The organism is Pontibacter chinhatensis (assembly GCF_900113285.1).
GTDB classification, from domain to species: domain Bacteria; phylum Bacteroidota; class Bacteroidia; order Cytophagales; family Hymenobacteraceae; genus Pontibacter; species Pontibacter chinhatensis.
The window spans coordinates 288,674-301,335 of the sequence record NZ_FOOT01000004.1 but is presented as its reverse complement, the minus strand read 5'-3'; the positions used below and the strand labels follow the sequence as shown (position 1 = coordinate 301,335).

The 12,662-nt window shown below is 50.5% G+C and carries 13 protein-coding genes; 9 read left to right on the top strand and 4 right to left on the bottom strand.

Annotated features, from left to right (window positions below; translation table 11 throughout):
• The first annotated feature begins 76 nt into the window (after window positions 1-76).
• The 9 genes from BM040_RS13315 to BM040_RS13275 all read left to right on the top strand — a co-directional run bounded on the left by BM040_RS13315 (window position 77) and on the right by BM040_RS13275 (window position 9,806).
• Window positions 77-1,570, top strand: a complete 1,494-nt coding sequence (locus tag BM040_RS13315; protein ID WP_092102217.1) for a Do family serine endopeptidase — start codon at window positions 77-79, stop codon at window positions 1,568-1,570.
• Window positions 1,571-1,676: 106 nt separating this feature from the next.
• The gene (gene amaB, locus BM040_RS13310) at window positions 1,677-3,254 is read left to right on the top strand and encodes an L-piperidine-6-carboxylate dehydrogenase (RefSeq protein WP_092102906.1); all 1,578 of its coding nucleotides are present in this window, start codon (window positions 1,677-1,679) and stop codon (window positions 3,252-3,254) included.
• 644 nt (window positions 3,255-3,898) lie between these two features.
• Complete coding sequence (locus BM040_RS13305) at window positions 3,899-4,456, top strand: RNA polymerase sigma factor (protein ID WP_092102214.1); 558 nt, start codon at window positions 3,899-3,901, stop codon at window positions 4,454-4,456.
• A gap of 38 nt (window positions 4,457-4,494) precedes the next feature.
• Window positions 4,495-5,148, top strand: a complete 654-nt coding sequence (locus tag BM040_RS13300; protein WP_092102211.1) for a hypothetical protein — start codon at window positions 4,495-4,497, stop codon at window positions 5,146-5,148.
• Entirely contained in the window at window positions 5,141-6,319 is a 1,179-nt protein-coding gene (locus tag BM040_RS13295) for a DUF4097 family beta strand repeat-containing protein (RefSeq protein WP_175491065.1), read from the top strand. Before BM040_RS13300 ends, BM040_RS13295 begins: the two co-directional genes overlap by 8 nt.
• Window positions 6,320-6,433: 114 nt before the next feature.
• Window positions 6,434-6,859: a RidA family protein gene (locus tag BM040_RS13290; RefSeq protein WP_092102205.1), complete on the top strand. Its 426-nt coding sequence runs from the start codon at window positions 6,434-6,436 to the stop codon at window positions 6,857-6,859.
• 30 nt (window positions 6,860-6,889) lie between these two features.
• Window positions 6,890-8,704 carry a MutS-related protein gene (locus tag BM040_RS13285; RefSeq protein ID WP_245756218.1) on the top strand — a complete coding sequence of 605 codons (1,815 nt, stop codon included), beginning with the start codon at window positions 6,890-6,892 and terminating at the stop codon, window positions 8,702-8,704.
• Window positions 8,705-8,944: 240 nt separating this feature from the next.
• A complete protein-coding gene (locus BM040_RS13280) occupies window positions 8,945-9,187 on the top strand; it encodes a hypothetical protein (protein ID WP_092102199.1) in 243 nt (80 codons plus the stop codon).
• 55 nt (window positions 9,188-9,242) lie between these two features.
• Complete coding sequence (locus BM040_RS13275; RefSeq protein WP_092102196.1) at window positions 9,243-9,806, top strand: tetratricopeptide repeat protein; 564 nt, start codon at window positions 9,243-9,245, stop codon at window positions 9,804-9,806.
• A 129-nt stretch (window positions 9,807-9,935) separates the two neighbouring features.
• Here BM040_RS13275 and tsf read toward each other — a convergent pair whose 3' ends face one another.
• From tsf to rplM, 4 genes are all read right to left on the bottom strand, one after another.
• Entirely contained in the window at window positions 9,936-10,769 is an 834-nt protein-coding gene (gene tsf / locus BM040_RS13270) for a translation elongation factor Ts (RefSeq protein WP_092102193.1), read from the bottom strand.
• A gap of 182 nt (window positions 10,770-10,951) precedes the next feature.
• Window positions 10,952-11,719, bottom strand: coding sequence for a 30S ribosomal protein S2 (rpsB, locus tag BM040_RS13265; RefSeq protein ID WP_092102190.1), 768 nt, complete (start codon window positions 11,717-11,719; stop codon window positions 10,952-10,954).
• A 21-nt stretch (window positions 11,720-11,740) separates the two neighbouring features.
• Window positions 11,741-12,127 (bottom strand): 30S ribosomal protein S9, encoded by a 387-nt coding sequence (rpsI, locus tag BM040_RS13260; protein ID WP_092102187.1) that lies wholly within the window; start codon window positions 12,125-12,127, stop codon window positions 11,741-11,743.
• 7 nt (window positions 12,128-12,134) lie between these two features.
• A complete protein-coding gene (rplM, locus tag BM040_RS13255; RefSeq protein WP_092102184.1) occupies window positions 12,135-12,584 on the bottom strand; it encodes a 50S ribosomal protein L13 in 450 nt (149 codons plus the stop codon).
• Window positions 12,585-12,662 lie beyond the last annotated feature (78 nt).

The window sequence follows — 12,662 nt, the reverse complement described above, 5'->3', positions numbered from 1 at the left end:
ATACAAGTATGACGTTAGCATTTCAGCAGGCATAGCATTAAAGAATTTATATATAGTAAAGTTTTAAAATCAACATATGAAGACGAAACAGTTTATACTTGGCGTTGCGCTTTCGGCCGTGTTAGGCGGCGGTGTGGCTGTTGGCAGCTACAAACTGTTGGAAGACGACAAAGTAGTACAGACCGATCAGCAACAGTACCCCACCGTACGCTATACCAGCGACATGCGCAGCAGCAATGTGGTAGTGCCCGAAGGGCTGAATTTTATAAAGGCAGCGCAGGTTTCCACGCCTGCCGTGGTACACGTGATGACAGAGTATAGCGTGCGCTCTTCAGAGCGATATAGCAGCCCGATGGATCCTTTCCTGCGCGAGTTCTTTGGCGACGGGTTTGGCAGAAGCGTGCCGCGCAGTCCGCAGATTGGCTCCGGCTCCGGCGTGATTGTAGCTTCTAACGGCTATATCGTTACCAACAACCACGTTATCGACAGAGCCGATAAAATTGAGGTGGTGATGGACGACAAGCGTAAGTTTGAAGCTACGCTGGTAGGTGCCGACCCGACCACTGACATTGCCCTGCTAAAAGTTAACGCGGATAACCTGCCCACCATCCGCTACGGCAACTCAGACGAGCTGCAGGTAGGCGAGTGGGTGCTGGCCGTGGGTAACCCCATGAACCTGACCTCGACCGTAACGGCCGGTATCGTGAGCGCCAAAGGCCGTAACATCAACATCCTGCGCACGAGCGCCAACCGCGATATGAGCATCGAGTCGTTCATTCAGACGGACGCCGCTGTGAACCCGGGTAACTCGGGTGGTGCCTTGGTAAACCTGAACGGCGATCTGGTGGGTATCAACACAGCCATTGCTTCGCAGACAGGTTCTTTTGCCGGTTATTCTTTCGCCGTGCCTTCTTCTATTGTGAGCAAGGTGGTGGACGATTTGCTGAAGTATGGCGAGGTACAGCGTGCCTTGCTGGGTGCTTCTATCCAGGAGATTGACGCGACGTTTGCCAAAGAGAAAGGTCTGAAGACACTGGACGGGGTATACATTGCAGAAGTACAGGCAAGCAGCGGCGCCGAGGAAGCCGGTCTGAAAGCCGGAGACGTGATTACTGCTGTGAACGATGTGAAGGTGGCCAAGTCGTCGCAGTTGCTGGAGCAGATTGCCCGCTACCGCCCAGGCGACAAGGTAAAGATCTCTTACCTGCGTGATGGCAAGAACAGAAACACCAACGTGACGCTGAAGAACCTGAACAACAGCACTGAGCTGGTGAAGCGCAGCAACGCCAAAGCTGTAACGTTTGACGGAGCCACTTTTGAGCCGGTGAGCAGACAGGAAATGAGCAAGCTGGGTATTACCGGTGGTGCCAAAATCAAAGGTGTGGCCGACAGCAAGTTCAGTGACACCGGTATGAAAGACGGCTTTATCATCACCCGCATCGACCGCTATGAAGTGAACGAGCCGGCCGATGTAGAGAAGTACCTGAAAAACTTTGAAGGCGGCGTGGTTTACATCGAAGGTGTTTATCCGGATGGCCTGAAAGCCTACTACCCAATCGGAAAAGGTTAAGAAACCGTAACCCTATAAAGAGAAAGCTTCTGCAGCCTTGCAGAAGCTTTTTTATTTTTTAGCTTTGTATAAGAGCCTGATAAAAAGATATAAGAGGAATAAAACCATGAAACAAACCATAGACGCAGCCCCGCTGGTAAAGGAAGTATCGGATGTACTGCACCAGCTTGGCATAAAAGAAGTAAACCCTGCCTACAGCACCGGCCTTGCCTGGGGCGGCCACGAAGGGCGCACCACGCGCACCATCAACTCCCCGGCTGACGGCAACACCATTGCCTCGGTAAACATGGCCACTGCCGAGGATTACGACCACGTGATTAAAACCGCGCAGGAGGCTTTTAAAGTATGGCGCAAGGTGCCGGCTCCCAAGCGTGGCGAGATTGTGCGCCAGATCGGAGAGAAGCTGCGCCAGCACAAAGAGGACTTGGGCAAATTGGTAAGCTACGAGATGGGCAAAATCCTGCAGGAAGGCCTTGGCGAGGTGCAGGAGATGATCGACATCTGCGACTTTGCTGTTGGCTTGTCGCGCCAGTTGCACGGCTATACCATGCACTCCGAGCGCCCGCAGCACCGCATGTACGAGCAGTACCACCCGCTGGGCGTCGTGGGCGTTATTTCAGCTTTCAACTTCCCGGTGGCGGTTTGGAGCTGGAACGCCATGCTGGCCGCCGTTTGCGGCGACGTGGTAGTATGGAAGCCGTCTGAGAAAACCCCGCTTACCGCAGTGGCCTGTCAGCATATTCTAAGAGAGGTGCTGGCCGAAAACGAATTGCCGGAAGGTATCTTTAACCTGGTGATCGGGGATGCGGAGATTGGCAGCCTGATGAGCCACGACACGCGGGTGCCACTGGTATCGGCCACGGGCTCTACGCGCATGGGCAAGAAAGTAGGCGAAGCGGTGGGCGCCCGCCTGGGTAAATCGCTGCTGGAACTGGGCGGTAACAACGCCATCATCGTGACAGAGCACGCGGACCTGGAAATGGCGCTGCGTGCCATCGTGTTCGGTGCCGTGGGTACCTGTGGCCAACGCTGCACCTCCACCCGCCGCATTATTGTGAATGAGAATGTGTATGACCAGCTGAAAGAGCGCCTGCAGAAAGTATACGCCAACCTGCCCATCGGCCACCCGTTGGACAGCACCACGCTAGTAGGGCCGCTGATTGACAAGCCTGCAGTGGATGCCTTTACCGCTGCCTTAGAGAAAGTACAGCAGGAGGGAGGCAAGCTGCTTATCGGTGGCGAAATTCTGAACGGCGAGGGCTATGAAACCGGTACTTACGTAAAGCCGGCCATTGTAGAGGCAGAGAACCACTACGAGATGGTGCAGGAAGAGACATTTGCCCCTATTCTGTACCTCATCAAGTATAGCGGCGACGTGGAGAACGCCATTGAGCTGCAGAACGGCGTGAAGCAGGGCCTGTCATCGTCCATTTTCTCTACCAACCTGCTGGAGACAGAAGCTTTCCTGAGCCACTGGGGTTCTGACTGCGGCATTGCCAACGTGAACATCGGTACGTCCGGTGCCGAGATTGGCGGTGCCTTTGGCGGGGAGAAAGACACGGGCGGTGGCCGCGAGTCCGGATCCGACGCCTGGAGAATCTACATGCGCCGCCAGACGAACACCATCAACTACAGCCGTGAGATGCCGCTGGCCCAGGGCATCAAGTTCGATATCATGGACTAGGTTTTTAAGATTTATTGATTGCCAGGATTCTCAGTTTGAGCTACAGCAGCCGAGAATCCTGACTCAGACAAAGTATAAAACGCCGGCTCTACCGAAGGGCCGGCGTTTTCGTGTTTGTACTTGTGCATAAAGTATAGCTGTGTCGGGTAAAGTATAAATTACTCAAGTTTGAGGTGTTTATCCTTCCTCTGCGGCGAGGCCTTTACACTTCTTACGCACTCTTGTTTCCGCTCGCTACTCTCTTGCCCATACTTATACTTTCCATCTCCCTGAGCAACCCAAGTATAAACCCTACTTATCCACAATTGTGGATACCTGGCATGTGGATATGTGGAAAACCCTTGTTTATACTGGCTGTGTGGCGAGCAGAAAAGTAATAACGGAGGCATTCGCTTCCTGTGTTATACTATTTCGTAAAGTATAAATAAAAGAGGATGAGGTAGATAACAGCGTCTAAACATTATCCACAGAGGGGTGTGGATAGTGTGGATAAAGGCGCCTAACGAAAAATTTCTGAAAATATTTGTAACCTATATGCAACTTCGGATAGACAGGCGTGTCTTTAGTGCAGAGATTAGTAAGAGGCGGATGGAAGTATAAATACAAGGAGTAAGCGCGACGAAACCGGTTAAGTAGTAAGAACATTGGAGAAACTTAGCTATCAGGATGTGAACCAGGGGGTGGTGCAACGCTGCATTAGCGGAGACCATCGCGCGCAGTATGAATTGTATAAGCTTTACTCCAAGGCCATGTTTAACGTGAGCATGCGCATCACTAATGATTACACTGAGGCAGAGGACGTGCTGCAGGAGGCCTTTGTAAGTGCCTTCAAGAACCTGCATAGCTACAAAGCGGAGGCGAGCTTCGGCAGTTGGCTGAAGAAGATTGTCATCAATGCTGCCATTAATGCCGTGCGCAAGCGCCGATCCGAGCTGGTGCCGATGGATGAGCGCGCCGTGGCTGACGTGGCAGACGAAGTGAATGAGGACGAGTCTGAGTGGCAGGTGGAGCAGGTGCGCCGCGCCATCCAAAAGCTGCCCGACGGTTACCGTGTAGTGTTGAGTTTATACTTGCTGGAAGGCTACGACCATGCCGAGATAGGGGAGGTGCTGGGTATCTCCGAATCCACCTCTAAATCGCAGTACAGCCGGGCACGCAAGAAGCTACTCGAGATAATGAAAGAGCCTCAGTTTGTGGCTTAGGGTTTAATTAAGACAAAAACGTATGACGGAGCTTTACCATGAAAGATAGACTAGAAAAATTTGTACAGGACCACCGCGAGGAGTTCGACGTCTTTGAGCCCCGGACGGAACTATGGCAGCAAATCTGCCAGGACCTGCCCCAGAAATCACCCGAAAAAGAGGCTAAAGTAATTAAATTCTCCTTCGGCGACCGTGCCAGCTTTAGCGCAGATTACTTCTTTATGCGTGTGGCGGCGGCCATCGTGCTGCTACTGGGCTGCGGGTTAACCATCTTCCTGATGAAGCAGCAAACACCTGAATCGGCCTACACGCTCGCATCCTCAGAAAGTATAACTACCGAAGTGCCGGAGGTGGGCGCCATTGCCCCCGAGCTGCCCGAGATAGAGGCGTACTACGTGAGCCAGATCGAGGAAAAAAAATCAGAGCTGAGCGAGTATGACATGAAAGTGCTGGGCCTGGATGAACAGCAGATAATAGATAAAGAACTGGCCCGTCTCGACAGCAGCTACACCGTCCTTAAAAAACAACTCTACACATCTCCTAATACCGAAGAAATTGTAAACGCCATGGTTCAGAACCTGGGAATACGGGTTAGAGTACTGAACCGCCAACTGGAGGTGCTGCAGCGCCTGCAGAAAATAAACAAGGAGACCAATCTAAAACAACAAACAAATGATACCTCAAATGTATAATTATCTACGCCTCATGCTGGTGCTGTTGCTGGCACCAATGCTGGCCACAGGTCAGGCAAAAGACCAGGCACCCTGTTCGGATGTAACGGTGAACCTGTCGGGGCTGCAAGTGCTGGAGGACCTGGATCTGGAGAGCTTCGCTGAACTAACGCAGCTGGCTGCGCTGGAGAGCATACCTGATTTATCTAACCTGGCTGATTTAGCTGATTTGGCAGAGCTGGCTGAACTGAAAAACATCGTCATCGTGGACCAGACTGGCAACCATGCCACCGAGGAAGCCATGGCCTTCGATGCGGAGAAGCGCAAGACTATCGACAAAACCTTTAAGGTGAGCAGCGCCGACGGCCTGAAGATTGATAACCAGTGGGGCAAGGTGCATGTAAACACCTGGGATAAAAAGGAAATGCGGGTGAAGGTGGATGTGATTGCTCGCGCCGCCACGGATGATAGGGCGCAGGCCATACTCAACAGCGTGAACATTCAGGAAAGCCGCGAGGGCAATGCCTATGTTTTCCGTACCCAAAAGGAGCCGATGAACATCAGCGGCAAGCACAGCAAAAGCCTGGAGATAAACTATACCATCTACATGCCTGCCGAAAATGCCATCTCCATTAAGAACCAGTTCGGGGATGTTTACCTGGCCTCTATGAAGGGCAAGGCGGAGATCGATGTAAAGTATGGCGCGCTGAAATGCGATAGGCTGACTAACCAGGGAAATACTATTAAGTTGGCCTACGGTTCTGGCGACTGCAACTATATAAAAGGCGGAAACATCAGCGTGGCCTATGGCAACATGAAGGTAGGCGAAGCGAGCGGCCTGCAGGGCTCCTCCAAGTTCAGCGACTTCAGCATTGGCAACCTGCAGGAAGCCATCGACATGAAGGTGCAGTATGGATCCTTTAATGTAGACAATATCAGCAACAACGTGCGTAAGGTTTCCCTGAACTCTGGTTTTTCTCCGCTCAGCCTGCGCTTTGCCGACGATTCAGCCTTCAACTTCGATGTGAATGTACAGTTCGGTAACTTTAACGTGGATAAGTCGTTGATTACTATCACATCCCTTGAAAAGGACTATACCTCAGCAGAGTATAAAGGCAAGTACGGCAACACCGCGCCCAAGGCAGAGGTAAGCATCATCTCTAAGTATGGGGACGTAAGGTTTATTAAATAGAGCACAAGACGTTAGAATAGTTTGTTTAAGGTGAAGGAAAGAGCTGGCGACTGCCGGCTCTTTCTGTTTTCAGCTGGGTATAGAATCCCTGTTCATTAATAAGTATATTTGGCTATGGCAACTAATAAAGATCTACTAAACTCAAGCAAGGCCCCGGAGCCGGTAGGGCTGTATCCGCACGCGCGGCGTGTGGGCAATCTGCTGTTTCTGTCGGGGGTGGGGCCACGGGAGCGCGGCACTACAAAGATACCCGGTGTGGAGCTGGACGAGCAGGGTAACGTCCTGAGCTACAATATAGAAGCCCAGTGCCGGTCTGTGTTTCAGAACGTGCGCTATATTCTCGAGGACGCCGGCTCCAGTTGGGACAGTTTGGTAGACGTAACCGTGTTTCTGACGAACATGAAGGACGACTTTGCCACCTACAACCGCCTCTACGCCGAGTACTTTAAAGATAACCAGCCTTGCCGTACCACCGTGGAGGTAAACAGCCTGCCTACGCCCATCGCCATTGAGCTGAAGTGCATTGCCATGATTGACTAACAAGTATAAACAGGACTAAAAAAACAGATGGTGAGCGAAAGCAGAGAGCGTTTATACTTAGAAAGGGCTTCGGCCTTTAGCGATCAGGAGAAGAAAGCGGCCTCCACCTCCAGCGCCGTATCCTGGCTGCGGGTGGGGGTGTTTGTGGCCGGTGTGGCTGTGGCCTACTATTTTTTTAGGGCAGGTAATACCACTGCCGGTACGCTGGCCATACTTGGCTTCTACGCCCTTTTTATACTTGTGATGCGCTGGCACAGCCGCCTCAACTTCCGGCACCAGCAGCTGCGCCTGTTGCGGCAGGTAAACGAGCAGGAGGTAGAGCGGCTGCAGGGGAAGCTGAAAAACTTCGATAGCGGACAGGAGTTCGTGGATGACCATCACCCCTATACTTCCGACCTCGATATTTTCGGGCACAACTCGCTGTTCCAGCTGCTCAACCGCTCTGTTACCAGCATTGGCAAGTATAAACTGGCCAGCTGGCTGCGCAAAGCGGCTGCCCCGCAGCAGGTGCTGCAGCGGCAGGAGGCTGTGGCCGAGTTAGCCTCAGACAATAAACTGGATTGGCTCCAGGAACTGGTGGCCCTGCCCATGCACTACAAGCACGACGCTGAATCGGCGGCAGGGTTTATAAGTTGGTTCAAGGACAAAGCCTTTTTCCGGCAGCACAGCTGGCTGAAACCGCTGTTGTTTATACTTCCTATACTTACGCTGGCGGCCATTGCCGGCTGGTTCTATGGCCTTAGCGGCTGGATAGCAGTGGTGTTGCTGCTGGTGCAGTACCTGCTGGCTAACCGGTTTACTGCAGAGCGCGACGAGTATTACGAAAAGAGCATCGGCATTTACGAAGCCATGCGCAGTTATACCAAACAGCTGCAGCACATAGAGCAGCACCAGTTCGATACGCCTTTGCTGCAGGCGCTGCACCAGGAGCTCACAAAGTCCGGCACACGGTCATCCGAAAGTATAAACAAGCTCGCCAACATCATCGACTTTTTCTCTTACCGGCTTAGCACCCTGATGGCATTTTTCCTGAATGCGATGCTGATGTGGGACTTTGTGTGGATGTACCGCCTGGAACGTTGGAAGGAGCAGCACCTGCAGCAACTGGAGCATAGCCTGGAGGTGCTGGCTGAGGTTGAGGCGCTGGCCAGTATGGCGGCCTTCCAGCATGCGCACCCGCATTTTGCTGTGCCGCAACTGAGTCAGGTTCCTTTCCTGTACCAGGCCACGGAGCTGGCGCACCCGCTCATTTTCTCGGTCAAGCCTGTTGCCAACGATTTTCAGATGCAGGGCACAGGCCATACGATTGTCATCACAGGTTCGAATATGTCGGGTAAAACGACTTTTCTGCGCACGGTAGGTATCAACATGGTGCTGGCGCTGATGGGTGGCCCGGTTTGCGCCAGAAGTATGACTGTGACGCCAGCGCAAGTATACACGGCCATGCGCACCGCCGACAACCTGGCCGAGAACACTTCCTCGTTCTACGCCGAGCTGAAGCGCCTGCGTGTGCTGCTGGAGCTGACAGAGCTTGGGCAGCCGGTCTTTTACCTCCTAGATGAGATTCTGAAAGGCACCAACTCCCGCGATCGGCACATCGGGGCCATGTCGCTGATACGGCAGCTGCACAAACGTAATGCCTCGGGCCTCATCTCCACCCACGACCTGGAGCTTGGCGCCATGGAACAGGAACTGCAGGGCAGCGTAGAGAACTACAGCTTCAACAGCGACATCATCGGCAACGAGATTCGGTTCGATTACAGGCTTACGTCCGGCCTCTGCCGCAGCTTTAACGCGAGCAAACTCATGCAGCTGATGGGCATCGAGATTGAAGAAGAAGCCTAGTTGCCTGACAAAGGACAAAGGATTATACTCTAAGTTTTCCTTTTGGAGGGGTTGAGTAGGCCTGCGCTTTTTTCGAACTGTCATCCTGAAAGGATCTTGTGAGCCAGAAGTGATAGCTTTTCGCCTATCCAGCAATATTCTTCTAGAATGACAAAGTCTGTTATTTTAGATACATTAACGGTCTTGTGAGAGAGACATTTATACTATACCCAGTTTACCACAAATCAATACCTTTAAACTATGAGAGTAGTAGCCGACATACCAAATCCGCACGTGAAAATCACGCTGCATTCCTACAACGGCAAGTATATCCTGAAACTGGAGAAAGCCAACCTGGAGCAAATTTATAAAATAGAGGAAACCGAAGTAATGGGCGACGAAGGAGCCAAAGCCCTGATAGATGATGATTTCATTGAGGCCGTCGTGAACCGCTTCGTAGACATGCGCGATGCTTTTGTGAGCACGATGAGGCGGAATGGGTGAGGGGAGTGCGTTTAGCTACTAGCTAGCAGTAAATTGAAGAAGTATAGAAATTAAAATGAAAAAGCTGATTTCATTTATAATAGCCGCTGCAGCACTTGGAACAGCTATATACGTTTTATCAGACCCTTACTTTTTCACGCCTGCAGAAACGCTTTATCAATTAGGTGTAGAAAAATCTGATGAAGGAAATGATGTCATAGATGTACAGGGGAAGAGACAAGCGGCAGACTACTTTGAAAGAGCAATAAAAAAAGGTTATAGCGGCAGAAATGTATATGTAAAGCTGTATTGGGCTTATACCCATATCCATAGTGACTCTACAATTGAAGAAACGCTTACTGATGCGTTAGAAGCATACCCAAATGACGTAGAGTTTCTGTTTAGGAGAGCTAACAGCAGGTTAAGTCAGCATAAATACGAACTTGCAATCGAAGACTATAGCAAGGTAATCAATACCGGGCCTGATTTTCAATACTTATACAGTGCCTATTATGATAGAGGTGCCGCCAAATTTATACTTGGGAAAAGAGTAGCAGCAGAAAAAGATAGAGAAAAGGCTCAGCAGTTGGCTCCGCATCAGCTAAGGACATATGAAGACTATTCTAATCTGTACAAATAAAATCTAGTGCTAACCCAGCACATAAGCCAGTCTTCGGTTGTGCCTCGCTCACCTCATGTACAAATACATTCCCTAAAACAAAAAAGCCCACCTTTCGGCGGGCTTTTTTGTTTATACTTTCAGCAGCAATTAAGCGATAGCAACACGCTTGAAGTCGCTAACTGTCAGGCCTTTGCTAGTGTTGTCAAGTACTTTGGCAACAGACAGGGATGGGTCTTTCACGAAGTCCTGGTTCAGCAGGGTGTTGTCTTTGTAGAACTTGTTCAGTTTACCCATAGCAATCTTCTCCAGCATTTGCTCGGGCTTGCCTTCGGCACGGGCCTGCTCTTTACCAACCTCGATTTCACGCTCTACAGTAGCAGAATCAACGCCGTCTTTGTCAACTGCGATTGGGTTCATGGCAGCAATCTGCATAGCCACGTCTTTACCAACCTCTTCTACGTTGGCACCGCCAGTGTTTACAAGGCCTACCAGCACACCCAGTTTGCCGTTAGAGTGGTTGTAGTTAACAACTTGCTCAGCAGAAACTGTCTCGTAAGAAACAACATCAATTTTCTCACCGATTTTACCCATCAGGTCAGTGATGTGGTCCTGCAGTGAGCGGCCATCAGCCTGAGCAGCAGCCAGCAGTTCTTCTTTAGTAGCGGCGTTTGTAGAAACAGCAGTCTCCAGGGCAGCCTTAGCCAGGTTCTGGAAGTCAGCTACTTTAGAAACAGGCTCAGTTTCGCAAGCCAGGGCAATCACCTTACCGTTTTTGCCGTCTTCGCTTACGTGCGTCAGCACGATACCTTCAGAAGTAGCATTGTCAGCACGCTTGCTGGCAATTTTCTGGCCTTGCTTACGAAGAATATCTTTAGCTGCCTCAAAGTCGCCGTTAGCTTCAGTAAGCGCCTTCTTGCAGTCCATCATACCAGCTCCGGTTTCCTGGCGGAGTTTGTTAACGTCTTGTGCTGTAATAGCCATGATTATATAATTATGAAGTACGAATTAATAATTAAGAATTATGTATAAAGGATTTGAAGTATAAAGTCTTTTGTCCTCTGTCAAAATTTCTTTTGTCTCTTCCCAATCCCCTAAAACAAACTGAACATTGAAGCGCAGTGTGCCCAATGTTCAGTTTGATATAGTGCAATATAAATCAGGGATTATTGCTCGTCAGCTTCCTGCTTCGCCTTAATGCCTTCTTCCTCAGAACGCTTGCGCTCAGTCTCTTCTTTGTCCACTTTGCGCTCAGACAGACCTTCTTCGATAGCCTTACCGATGATCGAAACGATCAGGGATACAGACTTAGAAGCGTCGTCGTTGGCAGGGATTGGGAAGTCTACCAGCTCTGGGTTAGAGTTTGTATCGCAGATAGCGAAGATTGGCAGGTTCAGTTTCTGAGCCTCTTTTACCGCGATGTGCTCACGCTTCACGTCTACGATGAACAGAGCAGCTGGCAGGCGAGACAGGTCAGCGATACCGCCCAGTACTCGGTCCAGTTTCTCACGCTCGCGAGACAGCATCAGCTTCTCACGCTTAGCCAGTGCCTTAGACTGCTCTGGGTCTTTCATCATTTTGTCGATGGTAGACATTTTCTTCAGAGACTTACGCACTGTAGCGAAGTTTGTAAGCATACCACCCAGCCAACGCTCGGTTACGTAAGGCATCTTCAGGCGACGAGCCTCATCTGCCACGATTTCCTGCGCTTGCTTTTTAGTAGCTACAAAAAGGATTTTACGACCAGACTTCGCGATGTTCTTGATGGCGGCAGCAGCCTCATCCAGCGCAACCAGCGTTTTGTTCAGGTCAATGATGTGGATACCGTTCTTCTCCATGAAGATGTACGGAGCCATCTTCGGGTCCCACTTGCGGGTAAGGTGGCCAAAGTGAACACCTGCCTCAAGCAATTCTTTATAATTAGTACTTGCCATGTTGTTGATACACCTTTAATATTAACGTTTGCTGAACTGGAATGAACGACGAGCTTTGCGCTTACCGAACTTCTTACGCTCTACCATGCGTGGGTCACGCGTGATGAAGCCCTCTTTCTTCAGGGCTGACTTATTCTCGGCGTTTTCTACTACCAGTGCTTTAGAGATAGCAAGTCTGAGTGCTTCAGCCTGGCCGCTTACACCACCACCTTTTAGGTTGGCAACCACATCGTACTTGCCAATAGCTTCTAAGGTTTGAAACGGCTGATTCACAATCGTCTGCAGTACTTCGTTAGGGAAGTATGCCTTGATATCTTTACCGTTAATAGTGATATTCCCTTGCCCGGCCGTCATGTAGATACGAGCCACCGAGGTTTTTCTTCTACCAGATGTATTGATAACTTCCATTAATTAATTAGATGTTGAGGGTTAATTCTTTAGGCTGCTGAGCTGCAAATGGATGCTCGCTTCCTGCAAAAACATGAAGATTACGGAACAGCTCGCGACCCAGTCTGTTCTTAGGCAGCATGCCACGAACAGCGCGCTCTACAAGCAGCGTAGATGATTTAGCCTTAAGCTCACGTGGAGAAGTCCTCTTCTGACCGCCTGGGTAACCAGTGTGCGTCAGGTAGTACTTCTGATCCCACTTACGGCCTGTGAAACGTGTGTCATCAGCGTTGATTACGATCACGTTGTCGCCGCAGTCAGCGAAAGGAGTGTACGAAGGCTTATGCTTGCCTTTCAGGATCTTGGCAATCTCAGATGCCACACGACCCAAGCTTCCTTGCCCTGCATCAATAATCACCCAGCCTTTGTTGGCTGTCTTCTTATTGACAGTAAGGGTCTTATAACTTAAATGATCCATTTTTAGTGGTTGTAAGCGATTTATTTATTTTGACTTTTGAACTTTCGGTTCTTGGAAAATGGACACAAAGATAGAAGC